The sequence below is a fragment of the Pseudactinotalea suaedae genome (assembly GCF_009733815.1).
Taxonomy (GTDB): Bacteria; Actinomycetota; Actinomycetes; order Actinomycetales; family Beutenbergiaceae; genus Pseudactinotalea; species Pseudactinotalea suaedae.
This window is the reverse complement of record NZ_WNXY01000004.1, coordinates 226,827-246,929: the sequence shown is the minus strand read 5'-3', so window position 1 is coordinate 246,929 and position 20,103 is coordinate 226,827. Positions and strand designations below refer to the sequence as shown.

At 71.8% G+C, this 20,103-nt stretch carries 24 protein-coding genes, 1 tRNA gene and 1 riboswitch; of the genes, 11 read left to right on the top strand and 14 right to left on the bottom strand.

All coding sequences use genetic code 11. The annotated features are described in order from the left end of the window. The first annotated feature begins 195 nt into the window (after window positions 1-195). Window positions 196-1,449, top strand: a complete 1,254-nt coding sequence (locus GPA04_RS08995; RefSeq protein ID WP_156223740.1) for an MFS transporter — start codon at window positions 196-198, stop codon at window positions 1,447-1,449. Window positions 1,450-1,500: 51 nt separating this feature from the next. Here GPA04_RS08995 and GPA04_RS08990 read toward each other — a convergent pair whose 3' ends face one another. Both GPA04_RS08990 and GPA04_RS08985 read right to left on the bottom strand, forming a co-directional pair. Beyond that, window positions 1,501-2,163: a hypothetical protein gene (locus tag GPA04_RS08990; protein WP_156223739.1), complete on the bottom strand. Its 663-nt coding sequence runs from the start codon at window positions 2,161-2,163 to the stop codon at window positions 1,501-1,503. A 97-nt stretch (window positions 2,164-2,260) separates the two neighbouring features. Continuing rightward, window positions 2,261-2,788: a hypothetical protein gene (locus tag GPA04_RS08985; RefSeq protein ID WP_156223738.1), complete on the bottom strand. Its 528-nt coding sequence runs from the start codon at window positions 2,786-2,788 to the stop codon at window positions 2,261-2,263. A 140-nt stretch (window positions 2,789-2,928) separates the two neighbouring features. Further along, window positions 2,929-3,022: riboswitch (SAM riboswitch) on the top strand. Between the two features lie 4 nt (window positions 3,023-3,026). On the opposite strand from GPA04_RS08985, the gene GPA04_RS08980 reads away from it, so the two are divergent. Together GPA04_RS08980 and GPA04_RS08975 are read left to right on the top strand one after the other, a co-directional pair. Then, complete coding sequence (locus GPA04_RS08980; RefSeq protein WP_156223737.1) at window positions 3,027-3,437, top strand: rhodanese-like domain-containing protein; 411 nt, start codon at window positions 3,027-3,029, stop codon at window positions 3,435-3,437. Beyond that, complete coding sequence (locus tag GPA04_RS08975; protein ID WP_156223736.1) at window positions 3,434-4,660, top strand: O-succinylhomoserine sulfhydrylase; 1,227 nt, start codon at window positions 3,434-3,436, stop codon at window positions 4,658-4,660. Before GPA04_RS08980 ends, GPA04_RS08975 begins: the two co-directional genes overlap by 4 nt. Window positions 4,661-4,827: 167 nt before the next feature. Here the strand turns inward: GPA04_RS08975 and GPA04_RS08970 are convergent, their stop codons facing one another. Both GPA04_RS08970 and upp read right to left on the bottom strand, forming a co-directional pair. Then, entirely contained in the window at window positions 4,828-5,247 is a 420-nt protein-coding gene (locus GPA04_RS08970; RefSeq protein ID WP_156223735.1) for a YccF domain-containing protein, read from the bottom strand. A 7-nt stretch (window positions 5,248-5,254) separates the two neighbouring features. Continuing rightward, window positions 5,255-5,890, bottom strand: a complete 636-nt coding sequence (gene upp, locus GPA04_RS08965) for a uracil phosphoribosyltransferase (RefSeq protein ID WP_156223734.1) — start codon at window positions 5,888-5,890, stop codon at window positions 5,255-5,257. A 74-nt stretch (window positions 5,891-5,964) separates the two neighbouring features. Here upp and GPA04_RS21500 point away from each other — a divergent pair, with 74 nt between their 5' ends. From GPA04_RS21500 to GPA04_RS08950, 3 genes are all read left to right on the top strand, one after another. Further along, the gene (locus GPA04_RS21500; protein WP_162458564.1) at window positions 5,965-6,399 is read left to right on the top strand and encodes a glutaredoxin domain-containing protein; all 435 of its coding nucleotides are present in this window, start codon (window positions 5,965-5,967) and stop codon (window positions 6,397-6,399) included. 34 nt (window positions 6,400-6,433) lie between these two features. Beyond that, window positions 6,434-6,781 (top strand): DUF1330 domain-containing protein, encoded by a 348-nt coding sequence (locus tag GPA04_RS08955; RefSeq protein ID WP_156223733.1) that lies wholly within the window; start codon window positions 6,434-6,436, stop codon window positions 6,779-6,781. Window positions 6,782-6,915: 134 nt separating this feature from the next. Then, window positions 6,916-7,368: a nucleoside deaminase gene (locus GPA04_RS08950; RefSeq protein WP_366464524.1), complete on the top strand. Its 453-nt coding sequence runs from the start codon at window positions 6,916-6,918 to the stop codon at window positions 7,366-7,368. Here the strand turns inward: GPA04_RS08950 and ilvD are convergent. Beyond that, the gene (gene ilvD / locus GPA04_RS08945) at window positions 7,303-9,240 is read right to left on the bottom strand and encodes a dihydroxy-acid dehydratase (protein ID WP_156223732.1); all 1,938 of its coding nucleotides are present in this window, start codon (window positions 9,238-9,240) and stop codon (window positions 7,303-7,305) included. The two genes, GPA04_RS08950 and ilvD, sit on opposite strands and share 66 nt — an antisense overlap. Before the next feature lie 157 nt (window positions 9,241-9,397). On the opposite strand from ilvD, the gene GPA04_RS08940 reads away from it, so the two are divergent. Then, window positions 9,398-10,186, top strand: a complete 789-nt coding sequence (locus GPA04_RS08940) for a helix-turn-helix transcriptional regulator (RefSeq protein WP_241680684.1) — start codon at window positions 9,398-9,400, stop codon at window positions 10,184-10,186. Window positions 10,187-10,601: 415 nt separating this feature from the next. On the opposite strand, the gene GPA04_RS08935 is transcribed toward GPA04_RS08940, so the two are convergent. Beyond that, complete coding sequence (locus GPA04_RS08935) at window positions 10,602-11,306, bottom strand: response regulator (RefSeq protein WP_156223731.1); 705 nt, start codon at window positions 11,304-11,306, stop codon at window positions 10,602-10,604. After that, on the bottom strand, window positions 11,270-12,448 hold the full coding sequence (locus GPA04_RS08930; RefSeq protein WP_241680711.1) for a sensor histidine kinase: 1,179 nt from the start codon (window positions 12,446-12,448) through the stop codon (window positions 11,270-11,272). Before GPA04_RS08930 ends, GPA04_RS08935 begins: the two co-directional genes overlap by 37 nt. Before the next feature lie 127 nt (window positions 12,449-12,575). On the opposite strand from GPA04_RS08930, the gene GPA04_RS08925 reads away from it, so the two are divergent. After that, the gene (locus GPA04_RS08925; protein WP_156223729.1) at window positions 12,576-13,415 is read left to right on the top strand and encodes a GAP family protein; all 840 of its coding nucleotides are present in this window, start codon (window positions 12,576-12,578) and stop codon (window positions 13,413-13,415) included. A 1-nt stretch (window position 13,416) separates the two neighbouring features. Here the strand turns inward: GPA04_RS08925 and GPA04_RS08920 are convergent, their stop codons facing one another. Continuing rightward, window positions 13,417-14,112, bottom strand: a complete 696-nt coding sequence (locus GPA04_RS08920) for an SDR family oxidoreductase (protein ID WP_156223728.1) — start codon at window positions 14,110-14,112, stop codon at window positions 13,417-13,419. Window positions 14,113-14,246: 134 nt separating this feature from the next. Between GPA04_RS08920 and GPA04_RS08915 the strand changes: the two genes are divergently transcribed. After that, entirely contained in the window at window positions 14,247-14,807 is a 561-nt protein-coding gene (locus tag GPA04_RS08915) for an NUDIX domain-containing protein (protein WP_162458563.1), read from the top strand. Between the two features lie 37 nt (window positions 14,808-14,844). Here GPA04_RS08915 and GPA04_RS08910 read toward each other — a convergent pair whose 3' ends face one another. Both GPA04_RS08910 and GPA04_RS08905 read right to left on the bottom strand, forming a co-directional pair. Then, window positions 14,845-15,684 (bottom strand): Sir2 family NAD-dependent protein deacetylase, encoded by an 840-nt coding sequence (locus GPA04_RS08910; protein WP_156223726.1) that lies wholly within the window; start codon window positions 15,682-15,684, stop codon window positions 14,845-14,847. Continuing rightward, window positions 15,681-16,673: a TIGR00730 family Rossman fold protein gene (locus tag GPA04_RS08905; protein ID WP_241680683.1), complete on the bottom strand. Its 993-nt coding sequence runs from the start codon at window positions 16,671-16,673 to the stop codon at window positions 15,681-15,683. The genes GPA04_RS08910 and GPA04_RS08905 overlap by 4 nt, the downstream gene beginning before the upstream one ends. Window positions 16,674-16,743: 70 nt before the next feature. Between GPA04_RS08905 and GPA04_RS08900 the strand changes: the two genes are divergently transcribed. Then, a complete protein-coding gene (locus GPA04_RS08900; protein ID WP_156223725.1) occupies window positions 16,744-17,433 on the top strand; it encodes a hypothetical protein in 690 nt (229 codons plus the stop codon). A gap of 129 nt (window positions 17,434-17,562) precedes the next feature. Continuing rightward, a complete protein-coding gene (locus tag GPA04_RS08895) occupies window positions 17,563-17,829 on the top strand; it encodes a GlsB/YeaQ/YmgE family stress response membrane protein (protein ID WP_156223724.1) in 267 nt (88 codons plus the stop codon). Between the two features lie 364 nt (window positions 17,830-18,193). Here the strand turns inward: GPA04_RS08895 and GPA04_RS08890 are convergent. The 4 genes from GPA04_RS08890 to GPA04_RS08875 all read right to left on the bottom strand — a co-directional run bounded on the left by GPA04_RS08890 (window position 18,194) and on the right by GPA04_RS08875 (window position 20,097). Further along, window positions 18,194-18,283: transfer RNA gene (locus GPA04_RS08890), tRNA-Ser, on the bottom strand. A 49-nt stretch (window positions 18,284-18,332) separates the two neighbouring features. After that, window positions 18,333-19,076, bottom strand: a complete 744-nt coding sequence (locus GPA04_RS08885; RefSeq protein WP_366464522.1) for a glutamine amidotransferase — start codon at window positions 19,074-19,076, stop codon at window positions 18,333-18,335. Beyond that, entirely contained in the window at window positions 19,058-19,495 is a 438-nt protein-coding gene (locus GPA04_RS08880) for a DUF4190 domain-containing protein (RefSeq protein WP_156223723.1), read from the bottom strand. Before GPA04_RS08880 ends, GPA04_RS08885 begins: the two co-directional genes overlap by 19 nt. Continuing rightward, window positions 19,492-20,097 (bottom strand): LytR C-terminal domain-containing protein, encoded by a 606-nt coding sequence (locus GPA04_RS08875; RefSeq protein ID WP_156223722.1) that lies wholly within the window; start codon window positions 20,095-20,097, stop codon window positions 19,492-19,494. The genes GPA04_RS08880 and GPA04_RS08875 overlap by 4 nt, the downstream gene beginning before the upstream one ends. Between the last annotated feature and the right edge of the window lie 6 nt (window positions 20,098-20,103).

The window sequence follows — 20,103 nt, the reverse complement described above, 5'->3', positions numbered from 1 at the left end:
GGGGCGGTCGCGCGAGGCGGGGTGGAGCACCCGCGCGTACGCGTTGAAACCACGCGGGACGACGTCGTGGATCGTGCCCCGCCACGGCCTGTCGATGCGCTCGACGAGCCAGGATCCAGCGTCGACGTCGGCGGTCCAGTCCATGTCCCCGACGCTACCCAAGCACAGGAGTAGCGTGCACTGCTCGTGGGTGCGATGAGCAGGCTGACGGAGAGGCTGCTCCCCGCTCGTCTGGGCCGGCCGTTCCGGTGGCTCCTCGGATCGAGCTGGGTGAGCAACCTCGGCGACGGCATCGTGCTGGCCGCCGGCCCGCTCCTGGTCGCGTCGCTCACCGACGATGCCCGGCTGGTCGCGCTCGGCGCCACGCTGCAGTGGTTGCCGCCGCTGCTGTTCTCGCTCGTCGCGGGCGTGATCTCGGACCGTTTCGACCGGTGGCGCGTCATGGTGACCGCGAACGCCCTCCGGATCGTGGTGCTCGCCGTGCTCGCGACGGCGGTGCTCACCGGGCACGTGTCGATCAGCATCGTGCTGCCGGTGCTGTTCCTCCTCGGCTGCGCCGAGGTGTTCGTGGACAACACGTCCTCGACGCTCGTGCCGATGCTGGTGGCACGCAAGGACCTCCCGGTGGCGAACGCGCGGGTGATGACCGGCGTCGTCACCCTCAACCAGCTGGCGGGACCGCCGGTCGGTGCGGCACTGTTCGCGCTCGGGCACGCGTGGCCGTTCGCCAGCCAGATCCTGCTGGTGGTCGCGGCGCTGGTGCTGCTGTCCCGGGTGCGGCTGCCCCGGATCGAGCGCACCGGCGAGCGGCGACACGTGCGGCACGACCTCGCCGAGGGGCTGCGCTGGGCGGCGACGCATCCGGCGGTCCGCACGCTGGTGCTGACGATCTTCATCTTCAACATCACGTTCGGCGCCGCGTGGTCGGTGCTGGTGCTGTACGCCCAGCGTCAGCTGGGCATCGGCGCGATCGGGTTCGGGCTGATCACGACCATGGGGGCGATCGGCGGGCTGGTCGGCACGGGCTGCTACGGCTGGCTGACCCGGCGGGTGACGCTGGGCAACCTCATGCGGATCGGCCTGATCATCGAGGCGCTGACGCACCTCGCGCTCGCCACCACGCACACCCCGTGGGTGGCGATGGTGATCTTCGTGGTCTTCGGCGCGCACGCCTTCGTGTGGGGGACGACCTCGGCGACCATCCGGCAACGCGTGGTGCCGCTCACCCTGCAGGGGCGGGTCAACGGCGTCAACAGCCTCGGCGTCTTCGGTGGTCTGGTGCTCGGGTCCACGCTCGGTGGCCTGCTCGCCGAGCGCTACACCGTGGCGACGCCGTTCTGGTTCGCCGGCATCGGGTCGGCGGTGTTCGTGGTGCTGATCTGGCGTCAGCTCCGCCACCTCGACCAGGGCGACGACGACGCCGTTGTGGAGGACGCCGCCCCGGCCTGACGTCATACGCCGCGTGGCAGGGGTTCCTCCGAACGTATGACGCCAGGGGAGTCAGCCGGTCGCGGTTCCGGTGGGGGTCTCGGTGGCCGGCCCCTCGGAGGTGCAGGTCTGGGCGATCGACACCTCGTGCTGGGCGGTGAGGGTGCGGACGTCGCCGTCGGCCCCGCGATAGGTGAGGACGAACTCCATCGTGGTCGGGCTCTGCGCGCTCACGCCCACGCCGACGGTCACCGTCTCGCCGGCCGCGAGCGGGTACCCACCCACGTCCTCGCGGGCGGCCCCGGGGTCCGCGGGCGGGTAGTCGCCGACGGCAAGGCCACCGGCGCCGCCGCTGAACGGCAGCACGTACGCGTCGAGGATCTCGATCTCGGCCGCGTTCTGGGGGTCGAGCGTGAGGTCGTCGAGGGTGATCGGGTCGGCCGCCGTCAGCACGGTGCTGAAGGTGAGCGGGGCTCCGAGCGCGTCCGCGACGCACGCGGTCGCCGCACCGCCCGGCTGGGTGGGCGATGTCCCGAACACCGGCGGTGCGGGCTCGTCGGCCTCGGTGGCCGATTCGCTGGGCTCCTCGGGCTCGGGCGACTCCGAGGTTCCCTCCGAGGTCTCCGACGACGGAGGCTCGCTCGGCTCGTCGAGCGCGGGCGAGGGGTCGGTGCAGCCGGTCAGGAGCGCGGCGGAGGCGGCGAGCAGAGCGACGCCGAGACGGAGAGAACGCACCCGAACATTCTGGTGGGTGCGGGCCCGCGGGGACGCAATCGACACCCTCACCAGGCCGGGCACCGGCGACCGAGAGGACGGATCACCGGTCGCGCGGTCAGGAGTCGGCCGTCGAACCCGGCTCGGAGAGATCGACGTCGACGAACGTGCGCTCTTCTGGCTCCCCGCGCGGTGGGTCGTCGGCGCTGAGCTGGACCCAGAATGCGCGGTCGGGCAGCATCGTTCGCTCTACGGCGACGACGTACGCGTGCGGGTTGGCGTCGTCGGAGCACCCATCGGGGTAGCCCCGGATCACGATCTCCGCGTGGAGCACGTCGCCGGTCACCACCACGTCGTCGAGCCGTATCGGGCAGTCGCCGCCGTACACGGCGCCGAACCACACTCCGATCTCGGTGGCGAAGTCGATGGGCGGCGGGTCGCCGTCGAGCCCGGCCTCGTCCCAGAGCGCCTCCATCTGATCGGCCGTGGTGGCGACGCCTGTGCGATAGGCCGAGCCGGAGAGGCCCTCACCGAGAAGCCGCCAGCCCGAGCCGGCCGTCGTCTGCTCACCAGGCCCGGCGCCGATGCACGCTGTCAGCGCCAGCGTGGCCGCGAGCACCAGCACCCCTCCGATGCGGTGACGCACATGGCCTCCCGGCGCCGGGCCTGATATCGCGTGAGTGTCTCGGCTGTGACGAGTGTTGCACCGGGGCCGTGCTCAAGGGATGGACGAGGTGATGACATCGTTCCGGCGGGTCGGGGACGAACCCGTACACTCGCCGTCGGACACCATCCAGAGCAGCTGAGAGATCTGGCTCGACGACGCTGCAGCAACCATCCGCGACACGCGGCACGGTGCTACCGCCAGGACCGATGGAGGCGACATGAGCTACGCAGGCGATCTCACGCCCACCGAGGCGTGGGAGCTGTTGAAGCAGGACGAGGACGCCGTGCTGGTCGACGTGCGCACCCAGGCCGAGTGGGCGTTCGTGGGTGTCCCCGACACCACGAGCCTCGGCAAGCGACCGCTGTTCGCGGAGTGGAGCTCGCTCGGCAGCGGGCCGAACCCCGCCGGGTTCGTGCAGGCGGTGACCGCGCAGGTCGACCCGGGCACCCCGATCGTGCTGCTGTGCCGCAGCGGTCACCGTTCCGCCGCCGCGGCCGCGGCGCTGACGGCGGCCGGCTACGGACCGGCGTACAACATCTCCGACGGCTTCGAGGGCGAGGTCGACGACGAGGGTCACCGCGGCGGCACAGGTTGGCGCGCCGACGGGCTGCCCTGGAGGCAGCAGTGAGCCGCCCCGAGCCGCGCACGAACCTGCCGGAAGGTCTGGGACCGGGCACGCTCGCCGTCCGCGGCGGGTTCGAGCGCACCGCCTTCGAGGAGATCTCCGAGCCGGTCTTCCTCACGCAGGGCTACGCCTACCCGCGCGCCGCCGACGCCGAGGCCGCCTTCGCCGAGGAGATCGACCGCTTCACCTACAGCCGCTACGGGAACCCGACGGTCAACGCGTTCGAGGAGCGGCTCCGGCTGCTCGAGGGCACCGAGGCCTGCTACGCGACGGCGACCGGGATGGCCGCCGTGTTCACCTCGCTCGCCGCCGTGCTCGAGCAGGGCAGCCGGGTGGTGGCCAGCACGGCGCTGTTCGGGTCCACCTTCGTGGTGCTCAACGACATCCTCGGCAAGTGGGGCGTGCGGACCGACTACGTCTCCGCGACCGACCTGGAGGGCTGGGCGGCGGCCCTGTCGGAACCGGCCGACGTCGTGATCTTCGAGACGCCCTCCAACCCCATGCAGGAGATCGTCGACATCGCCGCGGTCACCGAGCTGGCGCACCGCGCCGGGGCGATCGTGATCCTCGACAACGTGTTCGCGACCCCGGTGCTGCAGCGGCCCGTGGACTTCGGCGTCGACGTGGTCGTCTACTCGGCGACCAAGCACCTCGACGGCCAGGGCCGCGTGATGGGCGGCGCCATCCTCGGGCCGAAGGACTACGTCTACGGGCCGGTGCAGACGATGATCCGCAACACCGGGCCCAGCCTGGCCCCGTTCAACGCCTGGGTGCTGCTCAAGGGGCTGGAGACCCTCGCGCTCCGGGTGCGGGCGCAGGCGGCGGCCTCGCTCGAGATCGCACGGTGGCTCGAGGAGCAGCCCGGGATCGCACAGGTGCGCTACCCGTTCCTGGAGTCCCACCCCCAGCACGAGCTGGCGCGCGCCCAGATGACCGGCGGCGGCACCGTCGTCACGTTCGACCTCGACGACGCCGGGCTCGCGGGCGACGCCCTCAAGAAGCGCACCTTCGGGTTCCTGGACGCGCTGCGCGTCGTCGACATCTCGAACAACCTCGGCGACCTCAAGTCCCTCGTGACCCACCCTGCCACGACCACGCACCGCAAGCTCGGCCCCGAGGGCCGCGCCGCGTGCGGGATCAGCGAGTCGACGATCCGGTTCTCGGTCGGGCTCGAGGACGTCGTCGACCTCCAGGGCGACCTGGCCCAGGCCCTCGCCACCCTCTGAGATTTCACCGCACTTTCGGCGCGGTCGGGTTTCAACGCACTTTCCGCCGCGGCCGGGTTTCAACGCACTTTCGACGGCGTGAAGCAGTCGGGTGCGAAAGTGCGGTGACACCGCTACAGGGTGGAAAGTGCGGCGAAATCGGTACAGCGCCGAAAGTGCGGTGAAACCTAGACCTGGGTGACGTTGCCGTAGCGGGCGAAGGTCCGGTCGCTCGAGACGATCTCGCGGCCGAGCGGGGTCAGCGTGACCGGGATGATCTTGAGCTCGGCGATCGCGAGCGGGATGCCGATGATCGTCACGAACAGGGCGATCGCGCTCACGAGGTGAGCGATCGCGAGCCAGATGCCGGCGACGAGGATCCAGATGACGTTCCCGATCGCGGACGCCGCACCCGCGCTGGGCTTCTGCACCACCGTGCGCCCGAACGGCCAGAACACGTAGTTGGCGATCCGGAACGAGGCGACACCCCACGGGATCGTGACGACGAGGATGCAGCAGATGATCCCGGCGAGCACGTAGCCCAGCGCCATCGGGATCCCGGCCAGCACCAGCCAGATGATGTTGAGCAGGACGTTGAGGACGCGCATCTGCGTGCTAGACGACGCCGAAGAGCCGGTCGCCGGCATCCCCGAGCCCGGGCACGATGTACCCCTTCTCGTTCAGACGCTCGTCGACCGCTGCGACGACGACCTTGACGTTCGCCTCGTCGCCCACCATCTGCTCCACGGTGCTGAGACCTTCCGGGGCGGCGAGCAGGCAGATGCAGGTGACGTCGTTGGCGCCGCGCTCGAGCAGGTACTGAATCGCGGCGACCATGGTTCCGCCGGTCGCGAGCATGGGGTCGACGAGGTAGCACTGCCGCCCGGACAGGTCCTCCGGGAGCCGGTTGGCGTAGGTGACCGCCTCGAACGTCTCCTCGTCCCGCACGAGACCGAGGAACCCGACCTCCGCCGTCGGCAGCAGCCGGGTGATGCCCTCGAGCATCCCCAGGCCGGCGCGCAGGATCGGCACCACCATCGGACGCGGCTCGGCGAGACGCTGACCGGTCATCGTGGTGACGGGCGTCGTGATCTCGGCGGGCACGGTCTTCAACCCGCGCGTCGCCTCGTAGGTGAGCAGGGTGACGAGCTCCTCCGTGAGCTGCCGGAACGTCGGCGACGGCGTGCGCTCGTCGCGCAGGAGGGTGAGCTTGTGCGAGACCAGGGGGTGGTCGGCCACGTGCAGGTGCATGCTTCGCACGATATCCCGCCCATCTCCCCCGAGTGATGGATGCGCACCTTCGTCGGCACGATGAGGATGGACCGATGCGCTGGATGTGGGTACCGATGGCGGCGCTCTCGGCGTACCTGGTCGTGTCCGCTGTGATGGAGGGCACGTACTGGCTCGCGATCGTCTACGGCGCTCTCGGCCTCGCGCTGAGCTGGTGGCTGAGCCCGTTCCAGGGGCGCCGCACCGCGCGCAGCCACGCCGACGTCCTCGCGACGCCGGAGGCAGCTCGACCGGTCACCATCTACTGGCGCCCCGGATGCACCTACTGCCTGCGGCTGCGCTCGGCGCTCGGCCGGGCCGGCCGCCGCGCGGCCTGGGTCAACATCTGGCAGGACGCCGACGCCGCTGCCTTCGTACGCAGCGTCAACGACGGCAACGAGACCGTCCCCACGGTCGTGATCGACGGCGTCTCCCACACCAATCCCGATCCGCCTCTGGTGCGGAAGGCGCTCGCTGGGCGGCGCTCGTGACCCGGACGGATCTCGTCGACAGAACGGAGCAGACATGACCGCGTACGCCATCGCCCACCTGCAGGAGTCCCCGCCGCACCGCGACGTCGTCGAGTACATCGAGCGGATCCCCGGCACGTTCGAACCGTTCGGCGGCCAGTTCCTGGTCCACGTCACGCAGCACGAGGTCAAGGAGGGTTCCTGGCCCGGCCACGTCGTGCTCATCGGCTTCCCCGACATCGACCGGGCGCGCGCCTGGTGGGACTCACCTGAATATCGTCAGATCGCACCGCTGCGCTCGCGGCACATCCCGGGCGACATCATCCTCGTCGACGGCGTCCCGGAGGGCTATGACCCCCGCGCCACCGCGCAGTCGATGCGCGACGCACTGCCGGTCGAGTAGCCCCCGTCACGCGGGCGCCAGGTCGATCCGCGCCGCGGTCGCCACCACCCGAGATCGTGCGTCAGCCACGATCGCGAAACGGCAGGCACTCAGGTGGATCGGCCCGCCGGCGCGGAACCCGAGATACTGGGCGCGTGGACGACGACGAGGCGATGGGTCTTGCGCTCGCGCAGGCTCGGCTCGCGCCCCAGGTGAACGACGTCCCGATCGGGGCGGTCGTGCTCGACGAGCGCGGCGCCGTCGTCGTCGCCACCCACAACAGGCGAGAGGTCGACGGCGACCCCACGGCTCATGCGGAGATCCTCGCCCTGCGCGGGGCGGGCCTCGCGCGGGGTCGGTGGCACCTGGGCGGCTGCACGCTGGTGGTGACGTTGGAGCCGTGCACGATGTGCGCGGGCGCGATCGTGCTCTCCCGGGTGGACCGGGTGGTGTTCGGGGCGTGGGACCCCAAGGCCGGGGCCGCCGGGTCGGTCAGCGACGTCGTCGCCGACCCCCGGCTGAACCACCGGCCCGTGGTGACCTCAGGCGTCCGTGCCGACGAGTGCGGCAGGCTCCTCAAGGACTTCTTCGCGGCCCGGCGCCGCTGACCGCACGGTGACCACGGGCTCGTCCGGCACCACCCGCACCGCGCCCTTGTCCGCGGACTGCGCGAACGCCGCGTAGGCCCGCAGCGCGGCCGAGACGGGCCGCACGCGGTTCTTCGGCCGGTAGCCACCGTTCGCCTCGAGCTCGTCGCGGCGGCGGTCGAGCTCGTGCTGCGGCACCTCGAGCTGCAGCGAGCGGGTGGGGATGTCGATCGAGACGATGTCGCCGTCCTCGACCAGCGCGATGACGCCGCCCGCGGCCGCCTCGGGCGAGATGTGCCCGATCGACAGCCCGGAGGTGCCGCCCGAGAAGCGACCGTCGGTGATCAGCGCGCAGGCCTTGCCGATGCCGCGGCCCTTGAGGAACGACGTCGGGTAGAGCATCTCCTGCATGCCCGGCCCGCCCTTGGGTCCCTCGTAGCGGATGACCACCACATCGCCCTCCGTGACCTGCTTGGCCAGGATCTTCTCGACCGCCTCCTCCTGCGACTCGCACACCACGGCCGGGCCGGAGAAGGTCCAGATCGAGGGGTCGACGCCCGCGGTCTTCACCACCGCGCCGTCGACCGCGATGTTCCCGCGCAGCACGCCGAGGCCGCCGTCCTTGGTGTACGCGTGCTCCACGTCGCGGATGCAGCCGCTCGCGGCGTCGGTGTCGAGGTCGTTCCAGCGCGCCGACTGCGAGAACGCCGTCGAGGAGCGCTGGCCGCCCGGGGCGGCGTGCCAGAGCTCGATGGCCTCCTGGGTGGCCTTCCCGCCGCGGACGTCCCACTCGTCGAGCCACTCGCCGATCGTGGCGGCGTGGATCGTGTGGACGTTCTCGTCCAGCAGGCCGCCGCGGCGCAGCTCACCGAGCAGCGCGGGGATGCCGCCCGCGCGGTGCACATCCTCCATGTAGTAGGTGCGGCTGCCCGCGATGTTGGGGGCGACCTTGGCGAGGCAGGGCACCCGGCGGGAGACGGCGTCGATCTCGTCGAGCCCGAAGGGCACACCGGCCTCGTGTGCCGCGGCGAGCAGGTGCAGGATCGTGTTCGTCGAGCCGCCCATGGCGATGTCGAGGGCCATCGCGTTCCCGAAGGCAGCCGGCGTGGCGATGCTGAGGGGGAGCACGGTGTCGTCGTCGCCCTCGTAGTAGCGCTTGGTGGCCTCGACGACGAGCGAGCCCGCCTTCTCGTAGAGCGCGCGGCGGGCGGTGTGGGTCGCCAGCACCGAGCCGTTGCCCGGCAGCGAGAGCCCGATCGCCTCGGTCAGGCAGTTCATCGAGTTGGCGGTGAACATGCCCGAGCAGGAGCCGCAGGTGGGGCAGGCGGCCTCCTCGATGCGCGCGATGTCCTCGTCCGAGACCTTCTCGTTGACGGCCTCCGACATCGCGTCGACGAGGTCGAGCGTGCGGATCGTGCCGTCCTCGAGCGTGGTGCGGCCGGACTCCATCGGGCCGCCCGAGACGAACACGGTGGGGATGTTGAGGCGCAGCGCGGCCAGCAGCATGCCGGGCGTGATCTTGTCGCAGTTGGAGATGCAGACCAGCGCGTCGGCGCAGTGGGCGTTGACCATGTACTCGACCGAGTCGGCGATCAGGTCGCGGCTCGGGAGGGAATAGAGCATGCCGCCGTGGCCCATGGCGATGCCGTCGTCGACAGCGATCGTGTTGAACTCGCGCGGGATGCCGCCGGCCTCCGTGATGGCGTCGGAGACGATCCGGCCCACCGGGGCGAGGTGCGTGTGGCCCGGAACGAACTCGGTGAAGGAGTTCGCGACGGCGATGATCGGCTTGCGTCCCAGGTCGGCGCCGGGCACACCGGCGGCGCGGAACAGCGCGCGGGCCCCCGCCATGTTGCGTCCGTGGGTGACTGTGCGAGAGCGGTAGTCGGGCATCGCACCATTGCGCCACAGCCCGCTCGGCACCGGAAGATGCCACCGGTACTAGTACTCGCAGTACCATCAACCTCGTGCGTACCGCCACCCTCGTTGCGTCATACGCTCCGAGCAACCGCCACCTCCAGGCGTATGACGTCCGCGTGTCGGAGCGCCGGTGATCAGGCCGCGCACGCCCCGGCGCGAGCAGCTCGGTGAGTTCCTCACCAGCCGACGGCGGGGGATGAGCCGGTCCGCGGTCGGGCTGCCGCCCACGACCCGGCGCAGCGACGCCGGTCTGTCCCGCGAGGAGGTCGCGACGCTCTCGGGCGTGAGCGGCACCTGGTACACGTGGCTCGAGCAGGGGCGCGACATCAACGTCTCGCGGCAGGTGCTCGCGGCGGTGGCGCGGGTGCTCGGGCTGACGGCCGCCGAGATCGACTACGTGATCGCGCTCGCCGAACGTGAGGACGACCCGGTCGACGACGAGCCCGAGGACATGCCCGCGCACCTGCAGCACCTGCTGGATGCCCTCGACTTCCCGGCCTTCGCCCTGACCACCGACTGGACGATCGCCGGGTGGAACGCCGCGTACGCCAGGCTCTACCCGCCGATCGCGACCCTCGACGCCGCAGACCGGAACCTGCTCTGGCTCGTCTACACCGACCCCGGCCTCCGTGAGCTGCTGCCCGACTGGGAGCAGGACAGCCGGCGCTTCCTGGCCGAGTTCCGCGCCGAGTCGGGTGTGCGGCTCAGCGCCCCCCGCCACCAGGCGCTGGTGGACCGGCTCCGCGAGCGGAGCGCGGACTTCCGCGCCCAGTGGGCCGAACTCACGATCGAACGGTTCGCCTCCCGCCGTCGGACCTTCCGCGCCGGCGACGACGGCCTGCTGGTCTTCGAGCACCACCGGATGGAGCCGTCGGAGACGACCGGCCTCCACGTGGTCATGTACGTCCCGACCGCCTGACCCACCCGGTCCCGCCCCGCCCCGCCGCCCCCCGCGCCCCCGCCCCTACCCCACCTCCGTTCGAGGTAAAGCACCACCTTCCCGCGGTGGTCGATTACCTCGACCCGGCGGCGGCTTCCGGCGGGCTCCGACGGTTCGAGGTATTGCGGCACCTTCTCGCGGCTGCGGATTACCTCGACGCAGCGGGGACGTGCCGTGGTTCGAGGCGATGCCGCCGCCCCCTCCCCCCTTCGAGGTAAAGCACTACCTTCCCGCGGTGGCGGATTACCTCGACCCAGCGGAGGTTCTGGCAGGGGTGCCGGCGGGGCTTCAGCGGGATCCCGCGGGGTCCCGGCAGGGTTCGAGGTATTGCGGCGCCTTCTCGCGGTGGGGGATTACCTCGACCCGCGGCCAGCTCCAGCGTCAGCGTCGGTCATCAGCTCAGCCGCTGCGCGATCAGCGCGGCCTGCACACGCGAGGCCACCCCGAGCTTGGCGAGGACGCGGGAGACGTGGGTCTTCGCCGTCGCCTCGCTGATGACGAGCTCCTCGGCGATCTGGGCGTTGGCCAGCCCGCGCCCCAGCGCGGCCAAGACCTCGCGCTCACGCTCGGTCAGCTCGGCCACGGCACGTCCGACGGCGTCGCTCGCCTCGCCCCGCCCGGCCGATGCGGCGCGACCGGCCACCGCGGCGTCGAGGACGCGCCGCACCACCTCGGGTGCCAGGGCGCCGTCGCCAGCGGCGACCCGTCGGACGGCGGTCAGCAGCTCCTCGGGCGTCGCCGACTTGAGCAGGAACCCGGCCGCCCCGGCCCGCAGCGCCCCGAACACGGCGTCGTCGAGATCGAACGTTGTGAGCACCAGCACCTGGGCGAGGCCCTCACCGGTGACCATCCGGGTGGCCTCGATCCCGTCGATGCCGGGCATCCGCACGTCCATGAGCACCACGTCGGGGCGCAGCGCGCGGGCGTTGGTGACCGCGGCCGCACCATCGGCCGCCTCGCCGACGACCTCGATGTCCGGAGCCGCGTCCAGCACCATCCGCAGGCCCGCGCGGACCGCTCCGTGGTCGTCCGCGAGCACCACCCGCACGCGTGGCGCGCCGCTCACGACGTCGCCGGGAGCGTCGCCGCCACCGTCCATGTGTCCTCCTCGATCCCGACCTCCAGCATGCCTCCCACCGCGTGCGCACGCTCGGTCATGCTCGCCAGACCGATCCCGGTCGCCGGTTCTGATCCACGTTCGACGGCGTTCCTCACCCTCATCTCGACGCGGTCGCCGTCGCGCTGGATGTGGACCCGGGTGGTGCCCGGGCGGCCGTGCCGTGCGGCGTTCGTCAGGGCCTCCTGCAGGACCCGGTAGCCGGCCCGGTCCACGGCGGGAGTGAGCGGCGCGAGATCAGCGGGTGCGACGCCGTCGGCCTGGGCCTCGGCTCGCTCCAGCAGCTCGGCTCCATCCTGGGTCAGTGTGGGCGCGATCGGCTCGGCCGTGCCGTCGGCCGCGAGCACCTCGATCATCGTGCGGAGCTCACCGAGGGCGTGCAGACCGCTCTCGCGCACCGCGGCGAGCGACTCCCGGTCGCTCGGCCCGGGCGGTGCGGCCAGGGCCGCGCCGGCGCGGATCACGAGCGCGCTGACATCACCGGCGACGGCATCGTGCAGCTCCCGCGCCATCCGGGACCGCTCGGCCTGCACGGCGCTGCGCCGCTCGGCGTCCTGGGCCCGTGCGCGCTCGGCCGCCCGCGACACCTCCAGCTCGGCGCGTGCGGTCGCGGCGTCGGCCAGCTCGGTGCGGTGCCGCACGTCCAGCGCCCACCAGATCGGGACCGCCAGCATCGCCACGGTCTGCAGCGCCATGGCCGCCACGGCTCGGGGCGGCATCCCCGCGAGCGCCGAGGCGATCGTCACGCCCACGGTCACGACGCCCGCGCCGAACCGCACCACCTGTCGCAGTCGCTGCGAGCCGAACCGCTCGGCCGAGTAGATCGCGTCGAACAGCACGAGCAGGACCGCGAGCGAGCCACCGATCAGCAGGTCGGCCATGAACACCGGGACGGCGACCGCGAGCGTGATGCCGGGATGCGAGCGGCGCACCAGGTTCGCCGCGCAGCCGACCAGCAGCGGGACCAGGTGCCACCAGGCCGGTGCCTCCCACGTCCGCACGATCCAGAGGCCGGACAACCCGACCCAGATCGTCACCGCACCCACGACGAGCAGCACGAGCGCGCTCAGCGGTCCCGGGTCGTCGGAGTAGCCGCGACTGAGACGCCCCAGCGCGCGCACCATCCTCCTCACCCGCCCATCCCAGCACAGCCGGTGCCCGTCGGGTGTCGGCTGAAGGATGTACGCGAGGCGGCGACGGATGCGCACGATGGCCGACGCGCCCGTGGCCGCCGCCGCTCAGGGTGGAGCCATGACAGAACTGCTGGCCCCGCTCGCCGCACTCGCGCTGGTGGACTCCACCAGCTTCGGCACCCTGCTGATCCCGCTGTGGCTGATGCTCGCGCCCGGGCGGCTGCGCGCGCACCGGGTGCTGATCTTCCTCGGCACCGTCGCGGCGTACTACTTCGTGCTGGGCGTCGCCCTGCTCGCCGGAGCCACCCAGGTCGCCGGCGCCCTCGGTGGCTTCCTGGAGACCCCTGCGGCCTCGTGGATCCAGCTCGCGCTCGGCGTGGGGCTGTTCCTGCTCTCGTTCATGCTCGACCCGAAGAAGCCCGCGACCACCACGGCGGCCGAGGGCGGGACCGCCCAGGTGCCCACCGCCCAGGCGAGCGTCCCCGCTGGGGCGAGCTCCGCCGTCGGCGGCTCGACGGCGGTCGTGAGCTCCGAGACGACGTCACCTCCCCGGCCCGGTCGCGTCGCGCGCTGGCGGGCTCGGGCGATGGGCGCGGAGGGCGGCGGGTCGCTGGTCGCGCTCGTCGGGCTCGCGCTCGGGGCGGCAGGGATCGAGACCGCGAGCATGCTGCCGTACCTGTCGGCGATCGGGCTGCTCACCGCGTCCGAGGTCACGCTGGCGAGCGGCGTCACCGTGCTCGCGGGCTACTGCCTCGTGATGATCCTGCCCGCGCTGGTGCTGCTCGCCTTCCGCGTGCTCGCCTACCAGTGGGTGCGCGGGCCGCTGGAGCGGCTCGAGGCGTGGATGTCGAGGTCGGCCGCGTCGATGACGTCGTGGATCGTCGGCATCCTCGGGGTGCTGCTCACCCTGGACGCGCTGGGCCGGGTGGGGATCCCCGGGGTCACCGGGCTGGGCTGAGTCAGCCCTCCAACGGGCCGACGGCCTCGGGCACCGGCGGGTGCCAGCCGCCCTGCTCGAGCGCCTCCGCGATCGGGACCTCACCGTTGTTGAACTCGTAGATCTTGCCGACGGCGCGGGGGAGGACGACGGCCTGGGCGATCACGGCCGCCACGTCGCCACGGCTCACCGACCCGGCGCTCTGGTCGGTGCCGACGCTGATCTTGCCCGTGGGCGCGTCATCGGTGAGACGGCTGGGGCGCAGGATCGTCCAGGCCAGGTTGGTGAGGGCGAGGTGACCGTCGGCGACCGACTTCGCCTGCGCGTACGGGAAGAAGCTCGAGTCCGGCGGGACGTCGTGCTCGGGCCCGGCCCCGAAGTAGCTCACCATCACGAACCGCTGGACGCCCACGCTCGCCGCAGCGTCCATCGTGCGGATCGCCGCGTCGCGGTCCACCGCCCACGTCCGGCTCGGGTCACCGCCACCGGCTCCGGCGGACCAGATCACCGCCTTGTGACCGCGCAGCAGGGTGGCGATGCCGCGGGTGTCGTGATGCTCGATGTCGGCGAGGGTCGCGTGTGCCCCGGTGTCCTCGACCGCCCGGACCTGGTCCGGCTTCCGCACCACCCCGTGGACTTGGTGGCCCGCCTGGACGAGCAGCGGCAGCGCCAGCTGAGCGACCTTGCCGTGAGCTCCGATCACCACGATGTCAGCCATGCTCTGACGCTATCCCTCCCAGCCCCTCGACGTCAGACGCTCGGAGGAAGCAGGCGCTCACGGGCGTCCGACGTCCTCGTCGCGCCGCCGAGCGAGGTGGTGGGAGGGCTCCGCCCGGCTGCGACGATGGCTCTGTGACGGACGACCGGTGGCGCGCGGAGCTCCCGCGGCTGTACGACCTCGAGCGCGTCGACTACGCCAGCTGCGCGGTGCGCTACACGGTCGAGCCTGCGCCCGAGCCGCTGGTGAGCAGGCTGCACCTGGTCGCCGTCACGTCCGCGGGGGACGTGGTGGTGAGCCGGTCGGTGCAGGGGTGGCGGTTCCTGCCGGGCGGCACGCGTGAACCGGGGGAGTCGTTGCCCGAGCTCGCCCGGCGGGAGCTGCGCGAGGAGGCGGGAGCGGAGCTGCTCGGTGAGATCCGACCCTTCTCCTCCTTCGTCGCGGACAGCCTGCTGGCCGCGCCCTACCGCCCCCACCTGTCGTACCCGCGCGCGTACTGGTTGCACGCTCTCGCCCGGGTCGAGGTGGTGGGTCCACCGACCAACCCCGACGACGGCGAGCAGGTCGTCGAGGTCCTGCAGCTGCCACCGCATGACGCCGTCGCGTACATCGCCGAGCACGACACGATCCACGCGGACGTCCTCGCGCACGCGATCGCGCTGGGGCTGCTCGAAGGATCGGAGCCGGGCGCCTGATGGCGCTCACCATCGATCGGCTCGTCCCGACCGGCCTCTACAGGTCGGGCAACGAGGCGGCGAGCTCGGCGAGGAACTCGGACGTGCCGTCGTCGACCACGAGGTCGGCGAGCTCGTCGCCCCGCGTGGTGCCGCGATTGACGATCACCACGGGCTTGCCCGCGGCGTGGGCGCGACGAACGAAACGTAGACCCGACATCACCGTCAGCGAGCTCCCGGCGACGAGGAGAGCTCCGCCGTCGTCGAGCATCGCGAACGCGTCGGCGACGCGCTCCTTGGGGACGTTCTCGCCGAAGTACACGATGTTCGGCTTGAGCATGCCGCCGCAGACCTCGCACGGCGGGACCACGAAACCGGCGGTATCGGCGAGCACGGCATCGGCGTCCGGCGCGATCTCGACGTCACCGACCTCGACGGCGAAATCGGGGTTGGCCTCCTCGAGACGCTCGTGGACGTGCGCGCGGGTGAACACGGTCCGGCAGCTCAGGCAGATGACCTCGTTGTAGTGGCCGTGCAGATCGATGACGTTCCGCGCACCGGCCTGCTCGTGGAGGAGGTCGACGTTCTGGGTGATCACGCCGGTGAGCAGCCCGCGTCGCTCGAGCCCCACGAGCGCGCGATGGCCGGCGTTGGGGAGGGTGGTGCGCATGTGCCGCCAGCCCACGTGGTTGCGGGCCCAGTAGTGACGGCGGAAGACCTCGTCGCCGACGAACTGCTGGTAGGTCATGGGTGTGCGCGGCGGCGAGTCGGGGCCGCGGTAGTCCGGGATGCCGGAGTCGGTCGAGATGCCGGCACCGGTGAGCACGGTGAAACGGCTGCCCGCGAGGATCCGGGCGGCCTGCTCGACGGGCCCGGGCCTCTTGTCGACCCTGCTCATGTGCCGCTCGCCGCGGAGAGCGGCGCGTCCCACTTCGACGACGGCGGGTGCCACCGGGCCAGCCGGCTCAGCAGGTCGGCGGGGTCCTCGGCGACGACCAGCGCGTCCCGGAAGGTGGCGGCCAGGAAGCCGCGCTCGACCATCGAGTCGATCAGCCGCAGCAGCGGCTGCCAGTAGCCGTCGACGTCCAGGAGCGCGACCGGCTTGCCGTGCAACCCCAGCTGCAGCCAGGTCCAGGCCTCGACGAGCTCCTCGAGCGTGCCGGCGCCACCGGGGAGCGCCACGAACCCGTCACCGAGCACGGACATGCGGAGCTTGCGCGCGTGCATGTCGGGCACCGTGTCGAGGCGGCTGAGCCCGCGGTGGGCGATCTCGCGGTCGACGAGCGCTCGCGGCATCACCCCGATCACCTCGCCACCCGCAGCCAACGCGGCGTCGGCGACCGCGCCCATCAGTCCGACGTGGCCGCCGCCGTAGACGATGCCGACGCCAGCCTCGGTGAGGGTTCGGCCGAAGGTGGAGGCCGCGGCGCCGTAGGCGGGGTCGTGGCCTGCTGCCGATCCGGTGAACACGGTCAGCCGCTGCAGCTGCCGGAGCGGCTGGTCCAGGGCCGGCAGCACGGCGTCGAGCAGCAGCGGGGCCAGATCCTCGGAGCGGTCATCGGGGTGGATCCAGCGGACGGCATCGATCTCGGCCATCGGCTCGCCGACCGTCACGACCGGATGGGTGAACACGGTGGCGCGGACGAGGCGACCCTCCTCGTTGGCGGCGTCCGTGGTCCAGGTGCCCAGGTACGCCAGGTGCAGCGGGTCCAGCGAGATCCCGAGCTCCTCGGCGGTCTCCCGCAGCGCGGTGTCCCGGATGTCCTCGCCGGCCTCGGGCTTGCCACCGGGAAACATGAACCGGGTGGTGCCGCGCTTGCGGACGGTCAGCACCAGGCCGTCGTCGTCGCGCATGACGAGCGCAGCGACGTGGATCGGTTCGGGCACGCAACCATCCTGTCATCCGACATGCCCGAGTGCTGTTGACCTCGGTCGCCCGGTGGGCTGAGATCGGCCCATGCCTCGCGCCAGCCAGATGCCGCGGACCCGCGCCATCCGGACGCTCCGGACCACGGTGCATCTCGGCGGGCTGGCGCTCCTGGCCGCTGCGGCGGCCGTGGCCCGCGGCGTGGGTGAGAGCTGGCTCGCCGCGGTGGGCGGCTTGGTGGCCGTCGCGGTCCTCGTGGTGGTCGCTGTGCGGTTCCTGACGCGGCTGCTCGACCGAGCGCTCCCGGCCGCGCACGCCCGGGATCTCGGTGCGCTCACCGCGGAGGACCGCGCGCTGCCGTTCGGGGTGGTCGCCGGGGCAGACGGTGATCTGCTGCTGCCGACCAAGACGAGCACGACGGCGATCGTGTGGGGGCTGGCGCTGGGGCTGCTGGTGGGTGGGGTCGCCGTCGCGCTGGTCGACGACGCCGCGGCCCGGACCATCGGGGTGGCCATGGCGCTGACAGGTGTGTGGACGGCGGTGCTCGCGTTCTGGATCACGGGCACGCGCATCCGGTTGACCCGCGACGGCGCGGAGTCACGCATGGGGCCACGACGGTTCTACGCCTGGCTCGAGGTGCCCCAGCTCAAGGTCGACCGTCAGATCGTCATCCTCAAGGCAGCCGGTGCCCGGCGCCCGCGACTGTGGATCCGCGCCGGTCTCCTCGAGGCGTCCGTGAGCGACTGCGTCGCGATGATCCGCCGTCGGCGGGGGTGGTGAACGAGGCAGAAAATCGTACGCCTGTACGACCGATTTCCCCCTCCGCGCTACACTTCTGTGCTGCGTTTCGGCCAACCGGCCAGAACAACAAGAAGGCTGACGTATCCCGTCGGCCGGTCAGGAGAAACCATGGGCCTTCTCGGCTTCCTCATCGTCGGACTCATCTGCGGCACGATCGCCAAGGCGATCCTCAAGGACCGTGCGGTTGGCGGATGGCTCGCCAGCCTGGTCATCGGGGTCATCGGCGCGCTCGTCGGCGGCTGGCTCGGGTCGATGATCTTCGACACCGACCTCGGTGGCTTCTTCGACATCAAGACCTGGCTGCTCGCCCTCGGTGGCTCGCTGATCGTGCTCCTCGTCTACACGGCGATCACGGGCAAGCGCTCGCGCGCCTGACCTTTCCGCCGCCGGCTGCAGTCCCCGTTGAAGGGGGCTGCAGCGCAGCGGTCAACGTCGAGAGCCTCGCCCGAACGGGCGGGGCTCTCGCGTTGTCTACGCGTCGGCCTGCTCCGCCGACATGCGGGTGACCGGCGCCCCGCTGACCTCGAGAACGGCAGTTTCCACCGAGTGCGGCAGGTGCACCTGCCGCACTCGGCGGACACTGCCGCACTCGGGCCGGTGAGGGCGCGGCGGTAGCGGTGGGACGCCGTCGCACAGCGGCGCGCTCCTTCGTCGCGGACGTCGGCGTCCTCCCCCATCCCCCAGCCATCTTGTGACGAGAGTCCCGCCCCCAAAGGCACGGGGCGGGACTCTCGTCACATGGCGGTAGCGGTGGGATTTGAACCCACGGTGGACTTTCACCCACACAGCATTTCGAGTGCTGCACCTTCGGCCGCTCGGACACGCTACCTGGCCGAGACAGGGTACCCAACGGCGCCGGTCCGCCCAAACCGGGCGCGTCAGTCCCGCCGGTAGCGGCGCACGAACGCCGAGAGCAGGTCGTGCGCCGAGCGGACCGGGGCGCCTCGGACGCTGCTGATCACCGCGTCACGGGTGTCGGGCGGGAAGTAGCCGTGGTTCGCGTAGACCCGGATGCGCGCCACGATCGCGTCCTCGTCGAGCTCGGGGTGGAACTGCGTCGCGTACAAGTTCTCGCCGAGGCGGAACATCTGCACCGGGCACGAGTCCGCGGTGGCGAGCAGCACCGCACCAGGGGGAAGCGACGACAACGCCTCCTTGTGGCCCACATAGGCGGCGAAGGAGTCCGGCATCGTCGCCAGCAGCGGATCGGCCCGGCCCTCAGGGGTCAGCCGCACCTCAACCGCGGACACCGGCTCCGAGTACGTCGAGTCGACCACCCCACCGGCGTGCAGGCCCAGGGTGCCGACCCCGTAGCAGGCACCGAAGAACGGGTAGTCGCGTGGCACCACCTGGTCGAGCAGTCGCCGCAGGTCCGCCTCGACGCGTCGCTGCAGCTCCGACTTCTCGGGCTCGCTGGAGTTGAACGGGCTGCCGCCGAGGAAGATCCCCGAGTACTGCTCGAGATCGAGTTCCGGCATCGGCGCCTGCTCCAGCCGGAACCGCACCAGCTCGGCCGCCTCCAGCCCGCCGAACTGCAGGAACGAGGCGTACTCGGCGTCGGCGGCATCGGTCTCAGGGCGCGTCGACAGCAGCAGGAACGGCTTCACTGCTCCGCGATCCACGTCGCGAGCACCACGAGCCCCACCACGGCCGCCACGGCGTAGCCGAGGACCATGCCACCGATGGCGAGCCCGCGGCCTGAGTGGGTGTTCCGCGAGGTCCGCCACAGCCCGAGGTGCCCGAGCACGATCGCCGCGACCGCAGGCGCCAGGGTGAACACCCCGACCAGTCCGCACACCAGCGCCGCGACGGCGAAACCGCTCGTCGGCGGGGGCTTGGCCTCGTAGCCCGGTCCGGAGAAGGTCTCGGCGTAGGTCGGCAGCGGGCGGGTGTAGTCGTTGACGTACACGGCCGGATCGACAGGGTCGCGCAGATCGGCACGCGGCTGCGTGCTCAGCGAGGCCGGCACGTGGAGGGCGAGGTCGTCGGCCCCGTAGGGCGCGGGCGGTGCCGACAGCGGCGTGAAGCCGGGCGCGCTCACGCCGCGGGGCTCGTCGTCTCGATCGGGCGGCACCCCTCGGGCGCCACGATCGGCACGGCCGGGTCCAGCGCCACCTCTTCCAGCGGGACCAGAGTCTCGTAGCCCTCACCCAGCAGCAGGTCGACGGTGGCGTCCTCCCGGCTGTCGAGCACGATCTGGGCCTCGGTGAAGACCGCGGCGAGCGAGTAGGCCGAGGCCACGCCGAGCGGGCCGACCGTGAGCTGTGCGACCCCGCCGTACGGCGTGCCGTTGGCCTGCTGCCCGATCTGGACACCGTAGGCCTGCAGGCTCGTGGCGGTGCGGGAGGCGAGCCCCTGCTCATCGGTCCCGTTGAGGACGTTCACGTTGATCTCGGCGTAGGGCACCGGCAGGGCGTCGGCCGGCGGGCACGGCGGAGCGATCGCGTCCGGGGTCGCCGCGGGTCCGCCGCTGTTGATCGGCACGCTCACGGGGGAGGGGATCACGCCGGACCACACGGCACCGCCGAGCAGCGCGACCAGCAGCAACGCAGCCACGAGGGTGCCGAAGATCACCGTCTGGCGTTGCTGCAGGTGCCGACGGCGAGCTGCTCGGGCGCGCACGGCCTCCGTGCTCTGACTCACGGGCAG